The organism is Sinomonas cellulolyticus, assembly GCF_014656475.1.
Classification (GTDB): domain Bacteria; phylum Actinomycetota; class Actinomycetes; order Actinomycetales; family Micrococcaceae; genus Sinomonas; species Sinomonas cellulolyticus.
Map to the genome: position 1 here is coordinate 86,319 of NZ_BNCM01000003.1, position 21,311 is coordinate 107,629.

Genomic DNA, 21,311 nt, shown 5'->3' on the forward strand with positions numbered 1-21,311 from the left:
AGGGCCTATGTGGATGGCGCGCCCGTTCAAGCACCTGTGGAGGAGAACCGGATGACGAGGTATGCGCGCGGGCGGGATAGACTTTCACCGTCCGGCCCCAGTAGCTCAGAGGATAGAGCAGGAGCCTTCTAATCTCTTGGTCGGGGGTTCGATTCCCTCCTGGGGCGCTATTTGTCGCCGGCGACGTCCATGCGCAGGGCGAGCGAGAGCTTGAAGCGGCGGGCCTCCGCCTCGTGCTGCGCATCGAGGTTGACCCACAGCCACTCCGGATCGGCCGCGAGGTCGGCGGCGCTGCCCGCTGTAGCCAGAGCCTCCGACGTCCAAGGCCGCACGGTCAGGATGAAGCCATCGCCCCTGACGGTGAGCCGCGACCCCTCACCGTAGAGCTCGGCCCAGCGCACCTCACGCCGGGCGCCGTTCTCCTGGGCCCGGGGGCCGGGAGCCTGCAGGGAGGCCACCTCGGACACGAAGAGACCCTGCCTGACAGCGAGGCCGGCGTCCGGATACGCCTCGCCAGGCCCGAGTCCCAGCCAGCGCACCGTGTCCAGCGTGCGGGGGACGGCCATGCGCATGCCCAGCCGAGGCACCGGGACGCTCCACGATCCGAGCGGCGAGCCGACAACGTCGAGCCGCAGAGCGCCGTCGTCCGTCCTCCAGCGGTACTCGACCTCATACCCGGTGTCCGTGCCGGCAGGCAGCACATGGGCGACCGCGCTGAGCGCGTTCTCCTCCTCGGCAACGGATACGGTCCGGTGGAGCAGCCTGTCCAGCCCGAGGGCACGCCACGCATCGGCCTGGGAGGTCCCCGGTCCGCTCTCGTCCTGGACTGTCGGCGCCCGCCACAGGTCGAGGCGCGGACCGAGAACCGCGACGCCGCCGAGTGCCACGAGCCAGCCCGCCCGGTCGAATCGTCCCTGGCCGAGCGCCCACCCCCCACCCGAAAGCGCGACTGCGGGCGCGTCCCCTGCCGGACGGGCAGGGACGCGCCCACCCCGAGCGGTGGCCTGAGAAGCGTCCAGACGGCCCTGCCCCCAGGCCATCACATGGCCTGCCGGCGCCCACGGCAGCGCGCGGTCCAGTTCCGCGCGCACCGTGAGCCACCGCTGCGGCTGCTCCCCCGCACGGGTCGGTGCCGCGACATCCGGGAGGCGCGGAAGCGCCACCGTGGCGCTCTCCCCGGGCCCCAGCAGGGGGACCTCGAGCGCGCCCGAGGCGACCGGGACGCCGTCGTCCTCGGCAACGAAGGCAAAGCGAAGATGGGACGTGGTGCGGTGCGAGTACCGCGACTGCACGGTCACGCCGTCGCGGGCGTCCACTCGGACCGTCACCGGGGCGAAGGCCCGCGCCGTCTCCGCGAGGCCCGGAAGGGCCGTCCCGTCTGGGAGCACGAGGGCCTGCCATGCTCCGACGAATCCCCCCGCCAGGCGCGGATACTCTTCGAACAGTTCCACGAAGTGGGCTAATCCGCGTGTCCCCGGCTGCCGGGCACCCGCGTCATTGACGAGGACAAACGGCAGTGCCCGCCTCCGGCGGTCCGCCGACTGGTCCGCAGAGGGCGGCTCCTCGGCCCTGCCGATCAGCTCGGTCTCCGCGGAGTCAATGCCCGGGCGCGCGTAGACGTCAGCGGCGCAGGCGTCAGGATCGTCGGGAACGAGGAGGAGCCGTTCCGGATCACGGGCACGGGCCCACGCGGCCATGGCGTCGACGTTGTCCCCTCTGGCAAGTCCGCGGCCGAGGGACCAGCCGATGATGCAGGGATGCCCCTTGTCCCGTTCAACGGTCCGCTTCACCCGGTCCAGCAGGGCGTCATGCCAGGCCGGGTCTGCACCGGGGCTTCGGCGCCACTCGACGTGCTCGAAGCCCCGGATATCGACGCCGCACTCTTCCACGGCCCACAGGCCGTACTCGTCGCACAGGTCGAGGACGTGCGAGGGGACTGTTCCGCGGATCATGACCGCATTCATCCCCTGCTGCTTCATCAGTACGACGTCGGCCAGTGGCGTGCCCGCACTCGGCGACCAGACGACGCCCCTGAGCCTCAGCGGCACGCCGTTGGCCAAGAGGGTTGCGTCCTGGATCGCGATCGACCGGAACCCGACTGCGATCTGCACGGTCTCGGCCGACGGCTCCCGGACAGACACCGTTCCGCGGTAGAGCCTGGGGAGCTCAGCACTCCACGGCTCGACATCCGGGACCGAGACCTCCTCGTTGGCACAGACCTCGATGCCCAGCTCGTCAACACGCACGACGGCGCCCGGCGGCCCCTCGACGGAAAGCCGCCCGGCGCCTGTGGACGCATCGAATCCCGCATGGACGAACAGGTCCTCGATCCCGCCGTGGGGGCCTCGGACCAGGCTCACGGAGCCGCGGAGCCCGGGGCTCCAACCGGCAGTGCCGCCCTCAAGGTAGGAGCCGGCGGACCAGGTGAACACCCGGACGGCGACGAGGTTGCGATCCTCGGTGAGTTCCTCCGTCACGTCGAACTCGTGCACGAGCCCCGAGCCCATCGCGTCCCCCACGCGCGTGCCGTTGACGAACACCTCGAGCGCGGAGTCGGCGGCCTCGAAGCGCAGCGCCCACCGGCCCCCGCTATCGACAGGGGGGGCCGAGAACCAGCGGCGGTACTCCCCCACGGGGTTCTCGTCCGGGACCTCAGGAGGGTCGATCGGGAAGGGGTACGAGGTTTGCGGGACCGCCGGCACTGCTGTTCCGGTCTCTTCCGGCGACCAGCGGTGCGGCACGTTCACCCGCTCCCAGCCGGCGTCGTCGTACCCCGGCTCCTCGAATCCGGGGCGGCCACACCGCAGACCGCGGGGCAGCAGGCGGAAGGACCACTCGCCGTCGAGCGCCACCCGCTCGGCGTCCGTCTCGAGGGCAGCCCGCGCGGGCAGCGGCGCGTGGTGGGGTGCCGTCTCGGCAAACCACGAGCGCCCCGGGCGGCCCAGTGTCATGCTCCGCTCCGCTTCGGGATGAGCGGGGCGAACAGGACGCGTGTCTTCCAGTCCCACAGCACCATGTAGGCCACGAACGCCACGCTGAGCACGATGGCCACGGCCCGCACCCCCCACAGCGGGATCCACTCGAACACGTCCAGTTGGTCAGTGAGGGCGATGACGGTGAAGAACACTGTGGCGACGTAGTAGGTCAGCAGCGGCCACCCCTCCCTGATGCCCACGAGCGCGAAGAGGGCCATGAGCCAAGTGATGTACCAGGGCTGGATCATGGACGCAGTGAGCACCACTGCCGTGAACGCCAGCGCCATGCGGAGGAAGATCCTCTCTGTTCCTCCCCGCAGCACGAACCACAGTGCGCCGAGGGCACCGAGCGCGGTTCCGATGCCCTTGATGATCCCGGCCACGAGTTCCGGGTCTCCGCCCACCGCCCGGGTGACGTTGCCCGCGATCTCGGACGCGAGGCCGAACGGCGCGTACCAGATCCAGAGGGTTCCGGGAGTGGCCATCGCCGGAAGCCAGCCGAACCAGAACCCGGTCGCGGCGCCGGCCACCGTGAGGAGTGCGAGCGAGGCTGCGCCGGTCCCGGCCCAGCAGGCGACCCGCCGTCCCCACCCGGCGCCCTTGCCGGCCCAGATCAGGCCGATGAACGGCAACGCGATGATGGTGATCGGCTTGACGCCGATCGAGGCGGTCACGAGGACCGCGGCGAGCACCGGGCGCCGCTTCACCGCGGCCAGCAGCCCCAGGAGCAGGAACCCGAGCATGAGCGCGTCGTTGTGGATGCTTGCCACGAAATTGATGACGAACAGCGGGTTCGCGACCGTGAGCCAGAGCGTCTTCGACGGGTCGAGGCCAAAATGCTCGGAGAGGCCGACGACCGAGAACGCGCACAGCGCGACGCCGATCACTGCGACGATGCGGAACAGGACGAACGCGATCTCGAGGCTGCCGCCGCTGACTGCCACGACGGCCTGTTCGATCCAGAGGAACAAGGGCCCGTAGGGCGTCGGCGCCTCAGTCCACAGGGAGTCGGGCCCGAGGTTGTGGTAGTTGTTCAGCGCCGAAATGCCGTTGAGGTAGGGGTCGAGGCCAGCGGCCATGAGCCGGCCCTGGCCGATGTAGGAATAGACGTCGCGGCTGAGCATCGGGAAGGTGACCATGAACGGCGCACACCACAGGGCCGCTGCCTTGACCGCCACCATGGGGTGGACCGAGCTCCAGTCATCAACGCGCTGCCCCAGACGGAGCCAGGCCCTCACGAGAAACAGTCCGCCGAACGCGACGAGGACGGTGCACAGGACCACGAGCACAGGGCTGTCTCGGAGCGCGATGAAGAAGGGCACCCGGATGAGGGAGGACCCGCTTGCCATCCAGCCCACGCCGAGTCCGCCGACCGCCATCGAGAGCGAGGCGACAGCGCCCTGCCAGACGGCGACGCTGCCCTCGCCGGGAAGGGACGCGATAGTCCGCACGGTCCGGGGAATGCTCAGGCTGCCGCCTTCCCGGGTGTGAGGCATCAGAGTCCCAACTGTCGCGGAGGCGCCGAGCGGCGTGCGCCCCCGGACGGGTCGCTCCGTGTCGGCATGGAAGTCTTCTCGATGCTATCAGCAGGCGTTGGCGGACCGGCCCGGAATGCGCCCCGCTGGTAGACTGTCGGGCGGTCGCGAGCCCCCCTGCGGCCTGCCGACCCAGCCCGAGGAGAGCCGCCATTTCCATCAAGCCCACCCGCCCCACGGACACAGCACCGACGGGAGAGCGACGACCTCTCGGGGCGTGGCTCATGACGCCGAAGGGGCTGCTGACCGGCTTCCTCCTCGTGCACCTCGGCTATCTCGCCTACCTCTCCATCTTCGTGTTCCAGGGCCAGGCCTTCAGCGACACCAATATCTACCGGGACTGGGCTGCCGCCGGTTTCCCTCAGGACGTGCAGCCTTCGCCGTGGGTCTACCCGATCGCCGGCCTGCTGCCCATCTGGATCTCAGGCCTCGCGGGGCCCGGGCCGTTCCTCATCCTCTGGGTCGTGCTGACCTCCGTGCTCAACGGCGTAGCCATCGGCGTGCTGAGCGGCTGGGGATCCAAGCGCGAGGGAGTGCGCGCTTCGTGGTGGTGGCTGGTCTTCATTGCCCTCATGGGACTCCTCGGCTTCGCGAGGGTGGACGGCGTCACGGCGCCGATCGTGCTGCTGGGGCTCAGCCTCGGCGTTGCGAGCCCCTTCGCGGCCTCTGTGATCCTCGCGTTCGCCACGTGGATGAAGGTATGGCCGGCCGCCGCACTGCTTCCCCTGTTCACCGTCGTGCGGGAGCGGTGGAAGGTGGTCGGGGGCGCCGTGCTGATCACCGCTGCGGTTGCCGCCATCGCTGCCGCACTCGGCGTCTTCCATCATCTCCTGGACTTCCTCACGACCCAGGGGTCGCGGGGAATGCAGCTTGAGGCGACCTTCACCACGCCGTGGCTCTGGATGTCCGTCCTGGGCCTCGGCGGGGCGCGCATGTACATGAACACCGAGATCAACTCGATGCAGGTGGACGGTCCGGGCTCCTCGGTCGCCTCGGCCCTCATGCAGCCGCTCTTCATCGTCGTGGCAGTTGCGATCGCGGGCACGATCTTCTGGGCACTCCACGAGGGCAAGAAGCGAGGCCACGAGGACCGCTCGGAACTCCTGCTGGCCGGCGCCCTCGCCATGGTGAGCGCCTTCATCGTGTTCAACAAGGTCGGGTCCCCGCAGTTCATGCTGTGGCTCGGCCCGGTGGTCGCCCTCGGCATTGCTCAGGACCGGGCGGCCTGGCGCGTGCCCGCCCGCCTCCTGCTCGGCATCGCCGCGGCCACCTACTTCATCTACCCGCTCTTCTACGATGCGCTGAGCCACAACAACCCGCTCATGGCGCTCGTCCTCACGCTGCGGAACGTGCTCGTCGTCATCCTGTTCGTGTGGTCCGCGATCCGTCTGGTCCGCTTGGGCCGGAAGGGTGCCGCAGCGGCGAAGACCGACGCGCCCTAGCAGCCTGGCGGCGCGCCGTCAGGAACCGCGGGCAGCGATCCCGGGGCGCGCCGCCCGTCGCGGACGCTCGAACACGATACGGCGCGTCTTGGGGTCGATGAGGACGAGGTAGGCGACGAACGCGAGCGCCACGAGGCCCGCGAGGGCCTCCGGCGGCATCGGGATGTTCACGAAGCCGAAGACATGCAGCTGGTCCTGCGCGCCGAAGACCACGAAGAACACCACGGTGAGGTACCAGAGCTTGACCTCCCAGTTGTCCCTGATCCCGGTCACCGCAAGGAACGGGAAGAACCAGAGGACGTACCAGGGCTGGATGATCGGTCCGAGGACCACGATGGCCATGAAGGCCAGTCCGAGCCGCCGCACCACCTGACGGTCATTCCCTCGGAAGATCAGCAGGACGGCGATCGCGATGCCGACCCACTTGAGGACGCCGCGGTACCCCTCGGCGATCTGCCCTCCGTCGAGCCCCAGCGTGCTCATGGCCGTGGCGAGGAGGTTGCTCGAGAATCCGGACGGGGTGTACGAGATGAAGCCCGGTGTCGGATCCACAATGGCGTTGACCCAGCCGAAGCCGAGGCCGTACACAAGCGCGCTGACCGCGAAGAGGGCGAGGCTGATCAGGCCGGTACCCGCCCAGCAGAGGAACTTCCGCAGCCATGTCGAACCGGGACCGGCCCACAGCAGGCCGATGAAGGGCAGGACGACGGCGGTGATCGGCTTGATGCCGATCGACAGGGTCGTGAGGAGGATCCCGGCGAACCAGTTCCCCTTGGAGGCGTAGTACACGCCGGCGACGGCGAGGCCGATCATGAGCGCCTCATTGTGGGCGCTCGCGATGCAGGAGATGAGGAAGAGCGGGTTGGCGACGCTGAGCCAGACGGTGCGTGCGCCGTCCACCCCATGCAGCTGCGCGAGGCGGTAGCCGTAGTAGGCGCTCAGTGCCACCCCGACGAGCGCGATCACACGGAACAGCAGGACGGAGGCGTCCGGCTGCCCTCCGGTGGCCTGGACCACCCAGCGCTCGAGCCACAGGAAGTATGGGCCATAGGGCGTGCGGGTGGACGCCCACGACGGATCGGTGCCGAGCTCGAGCCAGTTGTTCAGGCTCGAGATGCCGTTGGTGTACGGATTGAGGCCCGCAGCCATGAGGCGCCCCTGCCCCACGTACGCGTAGATGTCACGCGAGTAGATCGGGAAGGTGAACACGAGAGGCAGCCCCCAGAGGACGACTGCCAGCACTGTGGGCCGCAGCGTTCCCGGCCCCCAGTGGCGCAGACGCTGGCCGAACCGGAGCCACGACCTCGTCAGCAGCATGGCACCGGCAACCAGCGCAATGATGCATGAGGTCACACCCCACGCCTCAGTGCGGAGGGTGATGAACACGGGGTTGCGCGTGAACAGCGAGGCGTCCGCCAGCCAGCCCACGCCGAAGGATCCGAAGACCATCAGGAGGGAGCCGACGAATCCCTGGCCGAGGGCCCAGTGGGCGGGCTGGTTGACACCAGCAGGCGGCACAGATGTCCACAGGGAGCGAAGCCACCCGAGAGGCCCCCCGGGCGGGCCCGGGCGCTGTGAGGACATGGGTCACCCTTCGTTCAGTGTGGGAGAGCCTCACTTTATCACCGGGCCGGATGGTGGCGGCGGCTCTCGGGCGGAGGCCCCCGGGGCTGGCGGTAGTCTTGGCAGGTGCCCATCAGCAACGAACACATTGTCTGGATCGACTGCGAGATGACCGGCCTCGACCCGGTCGCCGACGCCCTCATCGAGGTCGCGGTCCTCGTGACTGATTCAGAGCTCAACATCCTCGGCGACGGCGTCGACGTCGTGATCAAGCCCAGCGACGAGTCGCTGGCAGGAATGAACGACTTCGTGCGCACGATGCACACGGACTCGAAGCTGATCGACGAGCTGCCGCATGGGATGACGCTCGAGGCGGCCCAGGCCGAAGTGATGGCGTACATCCTCGAGTGGGTCAGGGAGCCGAACAAGGCCCAGCTCGGTGGAAACTCGGTCGGGACCGACCGTCTGTTCCTGGCCCGTGACATGCCGGAGGTCATCAAGCACCTCCACTACAGGGTCATCGACGTCTCCACCATCAAGGAGCTTGCCCGGCGCTGGTACCCGCGCGCCTACTTCCAGGCGCCGGCGAAGACCGGGAACCACCGTGCGCTCGGCGACATCCGCGATTCCATCGACGAACTGCGCTACTACCGAGAGACGGTCTTCGTGCCCGCGCCCGGCCCCGACTCGGCCTCGGCGAAAGCAGTCGCGGCGCGCATCACGGCGGGAGCGGATCCTGACGCAGCTGCCGAAAAAAGTTAGCGCCCAGCGGCCGTTTTGGTCATGAGCACTCCCGTGAGCAGGTAGACTATTTCTCGTTGCCTTCACGGGGAATAATGCTGGATCAGTCGGTCTGGCAGTCCCGGGAAGTGTGCGCGGTGGGTATAGCTCAGTTGGCAGAGCGTCTGGTTGTGGTCCAGAAGGTCGCGGGTTCGAGCCCCGTTACTCACCCCGAAGAGACCGGGTTCCCCGGTCATCACGAGGCCGCCAGGGAGTCCCCCGGCGGCCTCGTTCCGTTTCCCCGACGCCCACCTAGTGCAGGAGCCGTACCGTGACTGTCCATCCGATCACCATCTGGGGCGAGCCCGTGCTGCACCGCAGGGCAGCCGAGATCACGGAGTTCGACGACGCGCTGCGCACTCTCATCGCCGACATGCACGAGACCAACGACGCGGCCCACGGGGCCGGCCTGGCGGCCCCGCAGATCGGCGTAGGCCTGCGCGTGTTCGTGTACAAGCACCCCAACGACGACGGCGTGCCCCCGCGCGGCGCCGTCGTGAATCCGAGGCTCACGCTCTCCAAGGTCTCCGGCGCGGCGCCGGATCCGGAGGAGGACGAGGAGGGCTGCCTCTCCTTCCCCGGCGAGGGCTACCCGCTGCGTCGGGCGGAGTGGGTCAAGGTTGAGGGGTTCGACGGCGACGGCAATCCTCTTGAATTCGTCGCCACCGGCTGGTTCGGCCGCGTCATGCAGCACGAGTACGACCATCTCGACGGGAAGCTCTACGTCGACCGGCTGATCGACAAGTACGCCAAGAAGGCGCGCAGGGCCGCGCGGAAGCACGGATGGGGCGTCCCGGGCCTCACGTGGATGCCGGGGGTCGACCCGGACCCCTTCGGCCACGACGACCACGACCACGACGAGGACCACGAGCACGCGGCGCACGATCACGCATCACACGAGCATGCCGAGCATGACCGCGCCGGGCACGGGCCGGCGGAACACGGCCTCTGACGGCTTCCCGGCCTCGCGCTGAGCGCTGAGACGGCGAAGGGCGCCGCACCCGACTGGGTGCGGCGCCCTTCGCGTTGGGGCTTCTACTGCTCTCGCGTCACGCGGACGAGGTCCTCGTCGGCAGCCTGCCGGAGCGCCTCGAGCTGGGCGACACGCTCCGGCGTCACGTCCCCTCGGGCGAGGGCGGCCTTTGCGTGGTCCACGAGGAGCTTGGCCTGCTTGGCATTGGCCCTGGCCACATCGAGTGCGTGCTCGAGAGTGCTGTCATGCTCGGTAGGTTCCATAGCTGCATCTTGCCTCTGCCCCCGCCGCGAATCCAGCACCCTCGGGCAATCGCTACCGAGTCGTTGCGAGCTCGTACTCGTCAGCGGCGGTCTGGACGGGGAAGGTCGGTGCGTGGTCGCCGGCCATGTCCTCGAGGACGCGCACCACCTGGGTCGAGTAGCCGAACTCGTTGTCGTACCAGACGTAGAGCACGAGGTTCTTCCCGGACGAGATCGTGGCCAGACCGTCGACGATGCCCGCACGGCGCGACCCCACGAAGTCGCTCGAGACGACCTCAGGCGAATCGATGTAGTCGATCTGCTTGCGCAGATCCGAGTGCAGCGACATCTCACGCAGGTACGCGTTGACCTCGTCCTTGGTGGTCTCCGTCTCGAGGCTGAGGTTCAGCACGGCCATCGAGACGTCTGGGGTGGGCACGCGGATTGCGTTTCCGGTCAGCTTGCCGGCCAGCTCGGGGAGCGCCTTGGCCACAGCCTTCGCCGCGCCGGTCTCAGTGAGGACCATGTTGAGCCCGGCCGCGCGACCGCGGCGGTTGCCCTTGTGGAAGTTGTCGATGAGGTTCTGGTCGTTCGTGAACGAGTGGACGGTCTCGACGTGGCCGTGGACCACGCCGTACTTGTCGTTGACCGCCTTGAGCACGGGCGTGATCGCGTTGGTCGTGCAGGAGGCCGCCGTGACGATCTTGTCGTTCTCGGAGATCGAGGTGTGGTTGATGCCGTGGACGATGTTCGGGAGGTTGCCCTTGCCCGGGGCGGTGAGCAGGACGCGGGAGACGCCCTTGCTCTGCAGGTGCTGGGACAGGCCCTCAGCGTCGCGCCACTTGCCCGTGTTGTCCACCACGATCGCGTCGTGGATCCCGTACTGGGTGTAGTCGACGGAGGCGGGGCTGTCCGAGTAGATGACCTGGATGAGCGTGCCGTTGGCCAGGATCGTGTTGTTCTCCGGGTCCACCGTGATAGTGCCCTCGAAGGCGCCGTGGACAGAGTCGCGGCGGAGCAGGCTCGCCCGCTTGACGAGGTCTTGGTCGGAGCCCTTCCGCACCACGATGGCGCGGAGGCGGAGGCCGTCGCCGCCGCCGGCGTGCTCGATGAGGATGCGGGCCACGAGGCGGCCGATGCGCCCGAAGCCGTACAGCACGACGTCCTGGGCCTTGCGCGGGTCGGCGCCGTGCTTGCCCACCACGGGGGCCAGCTCGCGGCGGAGGAAGTCCTCGAGGCCGAGGTCCTGGCCCTCAGCACGGAATGCCTCGTTGAGGCGGGCGAGGTCGATCGAGGCCGCGCCGAGCTCGAGGGTGTCGAGCACCTTCAGGATGGGGAGGGTCTCCTCGAGCGCCAGCTCTTCGCTGTCGATCTGGCGCGCCCAGCGGTGGGCCTTGAGCAGGCCGACCACGGACTGGTTGATGAGGCTGCGGCCGTGGACCGAGGTCACCACATTGTTCTGGCGGTACAGCCGCCCGATGATCGGGATCATCTCCTCCGCGGCGGCCTCGCGTCCGATCCAGGTGCCCAGGGCGGATTCCGTCGTTGTGCTCACAGTGGTGCCTTTCTTACGGGTCTCGCGCGCACGCCGTCGTGCGCATGCCCGAGCTGACGCCGGGATTGGCCGCCGAGCATGGAAGGAGCCGGTCCTGCGATCGCAGAGCCCGGCTCAGGAGAACATCTACGTTCACCATCAAGTGTACGTGAGGCAGCCACAGGCAGGGCGGGAGCACCCTGTGAAGTCACTCACATGCTCTCAGTTCAGGTGAGGACAGGCCGGCCTGTGAGCCGGGTTCTGTCTCCGCGCCGGGTTGCCCCGGCGCGGGAGGCGACCATCCATCTAGGACCGCCGTTGCCGACGGCCTCGAGCGGCCTACCCGGACGCTCGGGCGGGCAGCCCTGGTAGCGCGTCCTGTCTGGCCTTGCTCCGGGTGGGGTTTACCGAGCCTCCCCGGTCGCCCGGGGAGCTGGTGGTCTCTTACACCGCCGTTTCACCCTTACCGGCACGCGGACGTGCCGGCGGTCTGTTCTCTGTGGCACTGGCCTGCGGGTTTCCCCGAGTGGGCGTTACCCACCACCCTGCCCTGCGGAGCCCGGACTTTCCTCGCGGCCGCCCCGAGAGGAGCGGCCCCGCGGTCGCCCGGCCGACCTGTCCTCGGGGGAAAGTCTAGCCCGGAGGACCAGATGCGGCCGCACCGGTACGATTCGTCGGGTGCTGATCCTGCTCCCGCCCTCCGAGGGCAAGACACCCGCCGCGGCGGGGCCCGCCGTCGACCTCGCCTCGCTGAGCTTCCCCGAGCTCGAGGTGGCGCGGAAGGAGGTCATGGCGCACCTCGCGGAGGCAAGCGGCAGGAGGGACGCCCTCGAGCTGCTCGGCGTGGGCGCATCGCTCGCGCACGACGTCGACCGGAACCGGCGGCTTCACGCGGAACCGGCGGCGCCGGCGCACGCCGTCTACTCCGGCGTCCTGTACGAGGCGCTCGGCTACGAGACCCTCACCCCCGCGCAGCGGCGACGCGCGCTCGAGTGGATCGTCGTGGTCTCGGCGCTCTGGGGAGCGGTGGGGTTCGGTGACCCGGTCCCCGCCTATCGGCTCTCCATGTCGACGTCCCTGCCGGGCGTGGGCCGGATGGCGGCCTACTGGAAGCCCCGCCTCGCCGAGGCGCTCGCACCGCGTTCCGCCGAGGGACTGGTCGTGGACTGCCGCTCGAGCACCTACGCCGCCGCGTACGCCCCACCCGCCGCCACGACGGTGACGGTCGACGTCTTCCGGGAGCGCGACGGCAGGCGCAGCGTGGTGAGCCACTTCGCCAAGCACCACCGCGGCGACTTCGTGCGCCACCTGCTCACCCGTCGCGGCAAGGCACCGGCCACGCCGGAGGCGCTGCTCGCCGTCGCCCGGGAGCACTGGGAGGCCGAACTGCGCGAGGGAACCGCCAGGCGGCCCCACTCCCTGGCGCTCATCCTGCGGGACTGACCGCGGGCGGCGCTACGACCGTCAGCTCCACTCAGCCGAGCGGACCAGGATGCAGCCGGAGTCCGGGCAGAACACGACCTCGTCCTCCGCCGCGGCCCGGATGGCCGCGAGGTCGCCAGGGCTCAGGGCCATGCCCGAGCCCTCGGAGGTCCCGTGGAAGAGCCGTGCCGCACCGACCCCGCGCTTGGCAAGGGTCTTCTCGTACACGGCGACGAGACCCGGGTCGACGGCGGAGGCGTAGTCCGCGCGCTCGGCGGCCACAGCCGCCCTCTCCCCCGCCACCTCCGCGATCTGGGCATCGAGCTCCGCGCGGAGCGCATCGCTGGCCGCTTGGGCGGCAGCGAGCCGCTGCCCCGCGGAGGCCTGCGCCTCCCGGAGGCCATCGAGCCGCTCCAGAATCTCGAGTTCGGCATCCTCGAGGTCGCCCTTGCGCGCCGTGAGGCCAGCGATGTCCTTCTGCAGGGCCTCGAGGTCCTTTGAGAGTCCGCCGGCGTAGAGCCGCTGCTCGTCCTTGGCAATCCGGGCCGACACCTCGGCGACCTTCGCCTCGGACGCTACGAGCTCACCGTCCGCCGCCGCGACCGCGTCGTCGGCGGCACGGGCAGCGAGGCTCGCAGCCTTGAGCTCGGCCGCGGCCGGGGCCAGCCGTGGGTCGGTGTCGAGGGCGGTGCGCCGCACGTCGAGGGCGCGCAGCTTCGCATCGAGGGCCTGGAGGCCGAGCAGCTTGAGCTGCTCAGCAGCGGGGGCCTTGGGCATGGTCTACCTCCTGCAGGTGGGCTAGTCCTCACCGGGGGTGAGGATGAAATCCCACGGGTCGGTGTTGGTGGTCGAGACCCGGATGTCCAGGGAGTGGCCCTGGTCCGTGAGCACATTGTCCAGGGCCTGGGCCGCCGTGGGGAGCCACAGCCATTCGCTCGCGAAGTGGCTGACATCGACCAGGTACGGGCGCCCGTCCACTGAGGACTCACGGGCCTCGGAGGCCGGGTGGTGGCGCAGGTCCGCCGTCACGTACACGTCCGCCTCCGCCGCACGCACGGCGTCGAACAGGCTGTCGCCCGCACCGCCGCACACCGCCACGCGCCGCACAAGGCCGTCGCGGTCCCCGGAGACGCGGACCCCGCCGGCCACCGCGGGCAGGATCGCAAAGAGCCGCTCGGCGAGGGCGCCGAGGCTCGTGACCTCGGCGAGGTCGCCCACGCGGCCGATCCCCTCCTCGGGCAGGCCGTTGGCGGCCTTGGTGAGCGGGCCCACCGCCTCAAGGCCCAGCGCGTCCGCGAGCACGTCGGACACGCCCCCGACGGCCGAGTCGCCGTTGGTGTGGACCGTCACGAGGGCGATCCCGGACTCGATGAGCCGATGCACGGCCCGGCCCTTGGGCGTGTTCGCGGCGACGCTCGTGACGCCGCGCAGGAGCAGCGGGTGATGCGCCACGATGAGGTCTGCGCCCCACGTCACGGCTTCCTCGATGACCTCCAGCACGGGATCGACGCAGAACAGGATCCTGCGGACCGGCTGGGACGGACGGCCGGACACGAGGCCCACCGCATCCCACTCCTCCGCAAGGGATTCGGGCCAGAGCTCCTCGACGGCCACGAGGATGTCGGCGAGGGAGACGCCGTTGGAGGCGCCGCCGTCGCGGGACTCCTCACTCGTCTCTTCACGTCCGGTTCCCTCGGGCCCGGGCTGGCGGGACGGCTGCTCGTTCTCTGGCACGGCGGGCTCTGACGTGGCGGGGCCTGTCTGCTCTGACACGAAGTGCGGTCCTCTCTCGGGAATCTTCCGCGGGCTTCGGACATTGTAGGCAGCATGAGGACATTCATTCTGGGCGGCGGCTGCTTCTGGTGTCTCGACGCGGTGTACCAGAAGACGCGGGGCGTCGCCTCGGTGGTCTCGGGCTACATCGGCGGCCACTTCCCGGACCCGGACTACTACAGCGTGTGCAGCGGCATGACGGGCCACGCGGAGGTCGTGGCCGTGACGTTCGACGAGGAAGTGATCCCGGCCGACACGGTCCTGGACATGTTCTTCGCGATCCACGATCCGACCACGCTCAACCGCCAGGGGTACGACGTGGGCACGCAGTACAGGTCGTCGATGTTCTACCGCACTGACGAGGAGAAGGTCCTCTTCGAAGAGGCGATCAGCCGCAACCAGTCACTCTGGAGGGATCCCATCGTCACGGAAGTGACCCGGGCCAGTACGTTCTATCCGGCGGAGGCGTTCCATCAGGACTACTACGCGAACAACCAGGACGCCGGGTACTGCCACGTGATCATCAACCCGAAGCTCGCCAAGGCCCGCAAATATTACTCGGAGTGGCTGGCCTCCTAGCCGCCTCCATGGTCGCTGGCTAGGCTGAAGCCGCAGCCGGCGCCCCGGTTACGCTCCGTCACGCCCACTTCCAGAAAGCTAAGGAATCATGGCCCGCATCTACGATGACGTCACCCAGCTGGTCGGCAACACCCCTCTCGTCCGGCTCAACCGGCTCACCGAGGGCCTCGAGGCGCAAGTCGCCGTCAAGCTCGAGTTCTACAACCCGGCCAACAGCGTGAAGGACCGCATCGGCGTGGCCATCATCGATGCCGCAGAGAAGGCGGGGGCGCTCAAGCCGGGCGGGACGATCGTCGAGGGCACGTCGGGGAACACGGGCATCGCCCTGGCCATGGTGGGCGCAGCCCGGGGATACAAGGTCATCCTCACGATGCCCGAGACCATGTCCACCGAGCGCCGGGTGCTCCTGCGCGCCTACGGTGCGGAGATCGTCCTCACGCCGGGCTCCGACGGCATGCGCGGCGCGGTCGAGAAGGCCCAGGAGATCGTTGCCAACACCGAGAACTCCATCTGGGCCCAGCAGTTCGCCAACGCGGCCAACCCGGAGGTGCACCGCGCCACCACCGCGGAGGAGGTCTGGAACGACACCGACGGCGGCGTCGACATCTTCGTCAGCGGCGTCGGCACGGGCGGCACCATCACCGGCGTCGGCCAGGTGCTGAAGGAGCGCAAGCCCGGTGTGCAGATCGTGGCCGTCGAGCCGAAGGACTCCCCCATCCTCAATGGAGGTCCGGCCGGCCCCCACAAGATCCAGGGCCTCGGCGCCAACTTCGTGCCCGAGATCCTCGACACGAACGTGTACGATGAGGTGCTCGACGCGAGCCTCGAGGACTCGGTGGCGGTTGCCAGGGCGCTCGCCTCCGAGGAAGGCATCCTCGGGGGCATCTCCTCCGGAGCCATCGTCTGGGGCGCGCTCGAGCTCGCCAAGCGCCCCGAGAACAAGGGCAAGCTGATCGTGGCGGTCGTGTGCGACTTCGGTGAGCGCTACATCTCCACCGTCCTGTACGACGACATCCGCGGCTAAGGGCCGGGCTCCGGGCTCGGCAGAAGGAAACCTGTGTCTCTGATCAAACGCACGGTGGCGCGGCTCCGCGAGGACCTCGAGGCCGCGGCAGCGCATGACCCGGCCGCGCGCGGCCACGTCGAGAACTTCCTCGCCTACTCCGGGCTGCACGCCATCTGGGTCCACCGCCTGACCCACGCGATGTGGCAGCGGGAGGACCTCCGCTTCCCCGCCCGCCTGATCTCCCAGGCTGCCCGGTTCCTGACGGGGATCGAGATCCACCCGGGGGCCACCATCGGGCGGCGGTTCTTCATCGACCATGGGATGGGAGTGGTGATCGGCGAGACCGCCGAGATCGGGGACGACGTGTTCCTGTACCACGGCGTGACCCTCGGCGGCCGTTCCCTCGCCAAGGTCAAGCGCCACCCCACGATCGGCGACGGCGTCACGATCGGCGCGGGCGCGAAGGTCCTCGGCCCCATCACGATCGGGGCCGGGAGTGCCGTCGGCGCGAACGCCGTGGTCGTCAAGGACGCACCGCCGAACTCCATCGTCACGGGCGTGCCCGCCACCTGGCGCCACCGCGACGCCGCCAAGGAGACCAAGCCCGCAGTGGACCCCGCGGAGTACTACTACATCTGACCGGCTACGTCTGACTGTCAGGACGCTCACGACGACGCCGTCCGGCCCCGCGGGGCCGGAGGCGCCGCCGTGCAGAGCAGAGAGCGGATGCAGAAGCGGGCGGCCCCGCGTGCCGATGTTGACCGTGAGGTCACCGAACTTTCGTCGCACATTCACCCGGGATTGTCCTCGCTCCGAGGTCCGACGGGCATGCTCGCCGCATGACGCCTCAGCCCGAGAACTCACCAGTCACCCGCCGCCGCCTCCTCATCGGGGCCGGTCTGGCCGCCGTCGCAGTGCCCGCCCTCGCTGGTTCACCGGCCAACGCCGCGCCCAGCGGCCCGAATCCCGAGTCGGGGAAAGACCTCCCCGGTTCCCTGTCCGCGACCGATCCTCTCTCGGTGCCGACCGTGGACGGCCTGCACCTCCAGTTCGGTGCCGACGCCTCGCGGGAAATGGTCGTCTCGTGGCACACGCTCCAGCCCGTCACGGAGCCACGCGTGCTGCTCGGCGATGCGCACGGTACCTTCGCCAAAGCCGTCGGCGCCGCGACGCGCAGCTACGTGGACGCGAAGTCCGGCAGAACGGTGTACGCCCACCACGCCCTGCTCACGGGCCTCGACGCGGAGGCAGGCTACCTCTACGCCGCGGTCCATGCGGGAGCGACGCCCGAGTTCGGGACCTTCACGACGGGCCCGAGGGGCCGGGCCCGCGTCACGTTCACGAGCTTCGGAGACCAGGGCACACCGACCCTCGGCAAGAAGCAGGGCACCTCGTGGGTCAACGACAACCTCGGCTCCCCCTCGGCCGGAGATACGACGGGCGGCGTCGAACGAGTGCAGCCCATGTTCCACCTCTTCAACGGAGACCTCTGCTACGCGAACCTCGCGCAGGACCGCATCCGCACCTGGTGGGACTTCTGGTCCAACAACTCCCGAAGCGCGCGGAACCGCCCGTGGATGCCCTCCGCCGGAAACCACGAGAACGAGAAGGGCAACGGCCCCATCGGCTACGCGGCGTACCAGACCTACTTCGAGGTCCCTGAGGCCTCGGGGCAGACTGATGTGACCCGCGGACTCTGGTACAGCTTCACCGTCGGATCCGTCCGGATCATCTCCCTCGCGAACGACGACGTCTGCTACCAGGACGGCGGCAACTCCTACGTGCGGGGCTACTCCGACGGCGCACAGAAGGCATGGCTCGAGAAGGAGCTCGCCGCCGCGCGCGGGAACGAGGACATTGACTGGATCGTGGTCTGCATGCACCAGGTGGCGATCAGCACGGCGAACAACTTCAACGGTGCGGACCTCGGCGTCCGCCAGGAGTGGGTGCCGCTGTTCGACCGGTACGGCGTGGACCTCGTGGTCTGCGGCCATGAGCACCACTACGAGCGATCGCACCCGATCCGAGGCCAGCAGCAGAACCAGACCCTGACGCCGGTGCCGACGGCCACAGACATCCAGGCGATCGACACGACCAAGGGGACCGTGCACATGGTCCTCGGCGGAGGCGGAACCTCGGTGCCCTCGAATCAGCTCCTCTTCACGCCGCCGGAATGCCGCGTGATCGTGTCCGTGGCGCCCACGCCCGATGCGGCCACCGGCAAGCGCGCCCCGGTGTACGTCAAGGAGCCGGCCGCATGGTCGGCGGTGCGCGATGCCGCCAACTCCTACGGCTTCGGCGCATTCGAGGTGGATCCCGGACAGCCCGGAGGAGACACGACGATCAAGGTCACCTACTACAACGTCACGGGCGTGGGCGGCGGGCTCGAGGCCTTCGAGTCGTTCGCGCTGCACCGTCCGCGCTCGGACGCGAAGGGCGCCGGGGCGACGGGCCAGAGCCGTCAGGACGGCCAAGGCTAGGCCACTGGGCCGCAGGACGACGGCGCCGCCCACCCTTCCGGTGGGCGGCGCCGTCGCGTTCCTCGGGCCAGACGGCGGTCAGTGCGTGTCGACCGCCGAGACCTCCGAGCCGTCCTCGCCCCACAGGGTGTGGAAGGTGCCCTCGCGGTCCACGCGCTGGTAGGTGTGCGCGCCGAAGAGGTCACGCTGGCCCTGGATCAGGGCGGCCGGGAGCCGCTTGGCGCGCAGCGCGTCGTAGTAGGCGAGCGAGGACGAGAACACCGGGACCGGGATGCCGAGCTGCACCGCCGTCGCGACCACGCGCCGCCACGCCGGGACGGCCTTCCCGACCGATTCGACGAATGCGGGCGCGAACAGGAGGTTCGCGGGAGCCTTGTCACCCTTGTAGGCCTCCATGATCACCTTGAGCAGGTCCGCCCTGATGATGCAGCCGGCGCGCCACAGCGAAGCGATCTCGTCCAGTTTGAGGTTCCAGCCGTATTCCTTCGCTGCGGACGCGAGCATGTCGAGGCCCTGGGCATAGGAGACGAGCTTGGACGCGTAGAGCGCCTGGCGGACGTCCTCCACGAAGTCCTGGGGCACATCGATGTCCGCCTCGTGGGCCGCGAGGGTCGTCTGGGCGATCGCCCGCTGGTCCCGCTGGGAGGAGATGCCGCGGGCGAACACGGACTCGGCGATGCCGGAGACCGGGGATCCGAGGTCGAGGGCGGACTGGACCGTCCACCGGCCGGTGCCCTTCTGCCCCGCCGAGTCCACCACGACGTCGACGAACGGCTTGCCGGTCTCGGCATCGACATGCTTCAGGACCTTGGCCGTGATCTCAATGAGGAACGAGGAGAGGTCGCCCTTGTTCCATTCCTCGAAGATGGCTGCCTGCTCCGCGGGCTCGATGCCGGCGGCGCTGCGGAGGAGGTTGTAGGCCTCGCCGATGACCTGCATGTCCGCATACTCGATGCCGTTGTGCACCATCTTCACGAAGTGCCCCGCGCCGTCGGTGCCGATCCAGGCGCAGCAGGGCGCGCCGTCGTCGGCCTTCGCGGCGATCTTCTCGAGAAGGGGACCGAGCGCTTGGTAGGACTCCTTGGAGCCGCCGGGCATGATGGAGGGGCCGTTGAGGGCGCCCTCCTCGCCGCCGGAGACGCCGATGCCCACGAAGTGCAGGCCCTTCTCCGCGAGGGCGGCCTCGCGACGGCGGGTGTCCTGGTAGTGGGAGTTGCCGCCGTCGATGACGATGTCGCCCTCCTCCAGGAGGGGCACGAGCTGGTCCACGACGGCGTCGACCGGGGCGCCGGCCTTGACCATGATGAGCACACGGCGCGGCTTCTCCAGGGCGTCGACGAGTTCCTGGAGCGTCTCGGTGCGCACGAAGTCGCCCTCGTCGCCGTGCTTGGCGAGCAGGGCGTCCGTCTTCGCCACCGAGCGGTTGTGCAGCGCCACGGTGAAGCCGTTGCGCGCGAGGTTGCGGGCAAGGTTGGCGCCCATCACCGCAAGGCCGGTGACGCCGATCTGTGCAGACATGTACTCTCCGTCTCTTCGCTGGGTTCCCGTCAAGGCTAGTTGAGCCATAGGCCCCTCATGGCGCTTTTGACAAGGTATTTCGATACACCTCACGCGCTGGGTCTGCTTGCCGTGGGGCTCGGCCGTCCTGCCTGCCTCACACCGCCGGACAGCGTGAGGGAGGGTGAGGCTCGTCGTCGAGCACCCCGGGGACCGACGAGCCTCGCGCCGCGGCTCCGATTTTGATTCGGGTCCAGTTCACCCTATATTCATCTGCAGAGCCCCCCGCCGCGGCAAACCCCCCAATGGCCGCGGCGGGGGGCTCACTCCATGCCTGCTTGCGGCAGGGTACCTGAGAGACGGGTGCGGCACTGTTCGCTGCCGGGCCACGGGAGGGCGAAGACGGTGGGTCCTACCGGGATCGAACCGATGACATCCACGGTGTAAGCGTGGCGCTCTACCAGCTGAGCTAAAGACCCTCGTCGGCGCGCAGCGCGCTCCGACGAGCTCCAACAGTACCCCAGGGTCGAGCGCACGGCGAACCGGGTGCCGACTGCCCAGGTCCCGGGAAGGCAGAGCGCGCTCAGGCGGACGTATGCGGGGCCTGCGCGCTGATCTCTGCCAGCGCCGCGCGGTATTCCTGCATGTCGCGGGCCTGCCCGCGCGGGTTCACCACCCGGTAGCGGACCACACCCTCGGCATCGAGGATGAAGGTACCGCGCAGGGCCATGCCGCTGGCCTCGTCGAAGACGCCGTACCTGCGGGCCACCTCTCCGTGGGGCCAGAAGTCAGCGAGAAGGGAGAACTCGTAGCCCTCAGCGGCGGCGTAGGCGCGCTGGGCGAACTTGCTGTCCACAGAGACCGCCAGGACCTCGGCCTCCACATCGGCGAAGGCGTCCCATCCGTCCCGGATCTCGCACAGCTCGCCGGTGCAGATTCCCGAGAACGCGAAGGGGAAGAAGATGACGACGACGGGCCGCCCCCGGAACGCCGAGAGCCGCACAGGCTCTCCGAACTGGTTGGGCAGCTCGAAGTCCGGGGCGAGCTCGCCGACGGCCGGCGAGGCAGCGCCCAGAGGGGCCGTCACTGCTTCTTCCGGACGAGGCGGGTGGCGCTCCAGTCCTTCGAGACGCCGACCGATGAAGTCGAATGCAGACCGGCGGTGGGCGCGGACTCCTGCACATCCACGGGCCGCACATGGCCCTCGCGCCCCTGCTTGGGCGTCAGGAGCCACAGGACACCGGATTCATTGAGGGTCGTCTGGGCATCCACGAGCATGTCGACCAGGTCGCCGTCGTCGTCGCGCCACCACACGATCACCCCGTCGACGACGTCGTGGTCCTCTTCGTCGAGAAGTTCGGAGCCGACAGCCTCCTCGATGGCGTCCCGCAGTCCGAAGTCCACATCCTCGTCGTACCCGAATTCCTGGATCAGGTCTCCGTCCTTGAAACCCAGTCGCGCCGCCACGTTGCTGTCCGCGGCGGTGTCGGTCTCGCCCACGTCCTCTCCT

At 69.2% G+C, this 21,311-nt stretch carries 18 protein-coding genes, 3 tRNA genes and 1 other RNA gene; 10 read left to right on the top strand and 12 right to left on the bottom strand.

What is annotated here, in order from left to right; all coding sequences use genetic code 11:
- Positions 1 to 94 precede the first annotated feature (94 nt).
- Positions 95 to 167: transfer RNA gene (locus IE231_RS04455), tRNA-Arg, on the top strand.
- Here IE231_RS04455 and IE231_RS04460 read toward each other — a convergent pair.
- Positions 168 to 2,951 carry a beta-galactosidase small subunit-related protein gene (locus IE231_RS04460; protein ID WP_189692748.1) on the bottom strand — a complete coding sequence of 928 codons (2,784 nt, stop codon included), beginning with the start codon at positions 2,949 to 2,951 and terminating at the stop codon, positions 168 to 170. It lies immediately after the preceding tRNA gene.
- Positions 2,948 to 4,471, bottom strand: a complete 1,524-nt coding sequence (gene mptB / locus IE231_RS04465; protein ID WP_189692749.1) for a polyprenol phosphomannose-dependent alpha 1,6 mannosyltransferase MptB — start codon at positions 4,469 to 4,471, stop codon at positions 2,948 to 2,950. The genes IE231_RS04460 and mptB (IE231_RS04465) overlap by 4 nt, the downstream gene beginning before the upstream one ends.
- Before the next feature lie 263 nt (positions 4,472 to 4,734).
- Between mptB (IE231_RS04465) and IE231_RS04470 the strand changes: the two genes are divergently transcribed.
- The gene (locus IE231_RS04470; RefSeq protein ID WP_189692750.1) at positions 4,735 to 5,952 is read left to right on the top strand and encodes a glycosyltransferase 87 family protein; all 1,218 of its coding nucleotides are present in this window, start codon (positions 4,735 to 4,737) and stop codon (positions 5,950 to 5,952) included.
- 18 nt (positions 5,953 to 5,970) lie between these two features.
- On the opposite strand, the gene mptB (IE231_RS04475) is transcribed toward IE231_RS04470, so the two are convergent.
- Positions 5,971 to 7,536 (bottom strand): polyprenol phosphomannose-dependent alpha 1,6 mannosyltransferase MptB, encoded by a 1,566-nt coding sequence (mptB, locus tag IE231_RS04475; RefSeq protein ID WP_189692751.1) that lies wholly within the window; start codon positions 7,534 to 7,536, stop codon positions 5,971 to 5,973.
- A gap of 105 nt (positions 7,537 to 7,641) precedes the next feature.
- Here mptB (IE231_RS04475) and orn point away from each other — a divergent pair, with 105 nt between their 5' ends.
- The 3 genes from orn (at position 7,642) to def (ending at position 9,247) form a co-directional block, all read left to right on the top strand.
- Positions 7,642 to 8,277: an oligoribonuclease gene (gene orn, locus IE231_RS04480; RefSeq protein WP_189692752.1), complete on the top strand. Its 636-nt coding sequence runs from the start codon at positions 7,642 to 7,644 to the stop codon at positions 8,275 to 8,277.
- A gap of 116 nt (positions 8,278 to 8,393) precedes the next feature.
- Positions 8,394 to 8,466: transfer RNA gene (locus IE231_RS04485), tRNA-His, on the top strand.
- Positions 8,467 to 8,566: 100 nt separating this feature from the next.
- Complete coding sequence (gene def / locus IE231_RS04490; RefSeq protein ID WP_189692753.1) at positions 8,567 to 9,247, top strand: peptide deformylase; 681 nt, start codon at positions 8,567 to 8,569, stop codon at positions 9,245 to 9,247.
- An 83-nt stretch (positions 9,248 to 9,330) separates the two neighbouring features.
- Here def and IE231_RS04495 read toward each other — a convergent pair whose 3' ends face one another.
- From IE231_RS04495 to rnpB, 3 genes are all read right to left on the bottom strand, one after another.
- On the bottom strand, positions 9,331 to 9,531 hold the full coding sequence (locus IE231_RS04495) for a hypothetical protein (RefSeq protein ID WP_189692754.1): 201 nt from the start codon (positions 9,529 to 9,531) through the stop codon (positions 9,331 to 9,333).
- A 52-nt stretch (positions 9,532 to 9,583) separates the two neighbouring features.
- Positions 9,584 to 11,065 carry a glyceraldehyde-3-phosphate dehydrogenase gene (locus IE231_RS04500; RefSeq protein ID WP_189692755.1) on the bottom strand — a complete coding sequence of 494 codons (1,482 nt, stop codon included), beginning with the start codon at positions 11,063 to 11,065 and terminating at the stop codon, positions 9,584 to 9,586.
- A 213-nt stretch (positions 11,066 to 11,278) separates the two neighbouring features.
- An RNA gene (gene rnpB, locus IE231_RS04505) (RNase P RNA component class A) lies at positions 11,279 to 11,662 on the bottom strand.
- A gap of 60 nt (positions 11,663 to 11,722) precedes the next feature.
- On the opposite strand from rnpB, the gene IE231_RS04510 reads away from it, so the two are divergent.
- Positions 11,723 to 12,487, top strand: a complete 765-nt coding sequence (locus IE231_RS04510) for a YaaA family protein (protein WP_189692756.1) — start codon at positions 11,723 to 11,725, stop codon at positions 12,485 to 12,487.
- A 21-nt stretch (positions 12,488 to 12,508) separates the two neighbouring features.
- On the opposite strand, the gene IE231_RS04515 is transcribed toward IE231_RS04510, so the two are convergent.
- Both IE231_RS04515 and IE231_RS04520 read right to left on the bottom strand, forming a co-directional pair.
- On the bottom strand, positions 12,509 to 13,243 hold the full coding sequence (locus IE231_RS04515; protein WP_189692757.1) for a zinc ribbon domain-containing protein: 735 nt from the start codon (positions 13,241 to 13,243) through the stop codon (positions 12,509 to 12,511).
- 21 nt (positions 13,244 to 13,264) lie between these two features.
- Positions 13,265 to 14,239, bottom strand: a complete 975-nt coding sequence (locus IE231_RS04520; RefSeq protein ID WP_229866493.1) for a Nif3-like dinuclear metal center hexameric protein — start codon at positions 14,237 to 14,239, stop codon at positions 13,265 to 13,267.
- Between the two features lie 54 nt (positions 14,240 to 14,293).
- On the opposite strand from IE231_RS04520, the gene msrA reads away from it, so the two are divergent.
- The 4 genes from msrA to IE231_RS04540 all read left to right on the top strand — a co-directional run bounded on the left by msrA (position 14,294) and on the right by IE231_RS04540 (position 18,304).
- Positions 14,294 to 14,818, top strand: a complete 525-nt coding sequence (gene msrA / locus IE231_RS04525; protein ID WP_189692758.1) for a peptide-methionine (S)-S-oxide reductase MsrA — start codon at positions 14,294 to 14,296, stop codon at positions 14,816 to 14,818.
- Between the two features lie 88 nt (positions 14,819 to 14,906).
- Positions 14,907 to 15,842, top strand: a complete 936-nt coding sequence (gene cysK / locus IE231_RS04530) for a cysteine synthase A (protein WP_189692759.1) — start codon at positions 14,907 to 14,909, stop codon at positions 15,840 to 15,842.
- A gap of 42 nt (positions 15,843 to 15,884) precedes the next feature.
- A complete protein-coding gene (gene epsC / locus IE231_RS04535) occupies positions 15,885 to 16,463 on the top strand; it encodes a serine O-acetyltransferase EpsC (RefSeq protein WP_229866525.1) in 579 nt (192 codons plus the stop codon).
- A 200-nt stretch (positions 16,464 to 16,663) separates the two neighbouring features.
- On the top strand, positions 16,664 to 18,304 hold the full coding sequence (locus IE231_RS04540; protein WP_189692760.1) for a purple acid phosphatase family protein: 1,641 nt from the start codon (positions 16,664 to 16,666) through the stop codon (positions 18,302 to 18,304).
- Between the two features lie 78 nt (positions 18,305 to 18,382).
- Here IE231_RS04540 and gnd read toward each other — a convergent pair whose 3' ends face one another.
- The 4 genes from gnd to IE231_RS04560 all read right to left on the bottom strand — a co-directional run bounded on the left by gnd (position 18,383) and on the right by IE231_RS04560 (position 21,301).
- Positions 18,383 to 19,822 (bottom strand): NADP-dependent phosphogluconate dehydrogenase, encoded by a 1,440-nt coding sequence (gene gnd, locus IE231_RS04545; RefSeq protein WP_189692761.1) that lies wholly within the window; start codon positions 19,820 to 19,822, stop codon positions 18,383 to 18,385.
- Positions 19,823 to 20,207: 385 nt separating this feature from the next.
- Positions 20,208 to 20,280, bottom strand: a tRNA-Val gene (locus IE231_RS04550).
- A gap of 104 nt (positions 20,281 to 20,384) precedes the next feature.
- The gene (locus IE231_RS04555) at positions 20,385 to 20,888 is read right to left on the bottom strand and encodes a peroxiredoxin (protein ID WP_189692762.1); all 504 of its coding nucleotides are present in this window, start codon (positions 20,886 to 20,888) and stop codon (positions 20,385 to 20,387) included.
- Complete coding sequence (locus IE231_RS04560; RefSeq protein ID WP_189692763.1) at positions 20,885 to 21,301, bottom strand: DUF3052 domain-containing protein; 417 nt, start codon at positions 21,299 to 21,301, stop codon at positions 20,885 to 20,887. Before IE231_RS04560 ends, IE231_RS04555 begins: the two co-directional genes overlap by 4 nt.
- Positions 21,302 to 21,311 lie beyond the last annotated feature (10 nt).

Excerpts from the sequence above, each read along its gene's own strand:
- IE231_RS04515 (WP_189692757.1), bottom strand. The coding sequence starts at position 13,243 with ATGCCCAAGGCCCCCGCTGCTGAGCAGCTCAAGCTGCTCGGCCTCCAG.
- IE231_RS04495 (WP_189692754.1), bottom strand. The coding sequence starts at position 9,531 with ATGGAACCTACCGAGCATGACAGCACTCTCGAGCACGCACTCGATGTG.
- mptB (WP_189692751.1), bottom strand. The coding sequence starts at position 7,536 with ATGTCCTCACAGCGCCCGGGCCCGCCCGGGGGGCCTCTCGGGTGGCTT.
- mptB (WP_189692749.1), bottom strand. The coding sequence starts at position 4,471 with ATGCCTCACACCCGGGAAGGCGGCAGCCTGAGCATTCCCCGGACCGTG.
- gnd (WP_189692761.1), bottom strand. The coding sequence starts at position 19,822 with ATGTCTGCACAGATCGGCGTCACCGGCCTTGCGGTGATGGGCGCCAAC.
- IE231_RS04470 (WP_189692750.1), top strand. The coding sequence starts at position 4,735 with ATGACGCCGAAGGGGCTGCTGACCGGCTTCCTCCTCGTGCACCTCGGC.
- msrA (WP_189692758.1), top strand. The coding sequence starts at position 14,294 with ATGAGGACATTCATTCTGGGCGGCGGCTGCTTCTGGTGTCTCGACGCG.
- cysK (WP_189692759.1), top strand. The coding sequence starts at position 14,907 with ATGGCCCGCATCTACGATGACGTCACCCAGCTGGTCGGCAACACCCCT.
- IE231_RS04460 (WP_189692748.1), bottom strand. The coding sequence starts at position 2,951 with ATGACACTGGGCCGCCCGGGGCGCTCGTGGTTTGCCGAGACGGCACCC.
- IE231_RS04540 (WP_189692760.1), top strand. The coding sequence starts at position 16,664 with ATGACGCCTCAGCCCGAGAACTCACCAGTCACCCGCCGCCGCCTCCTC.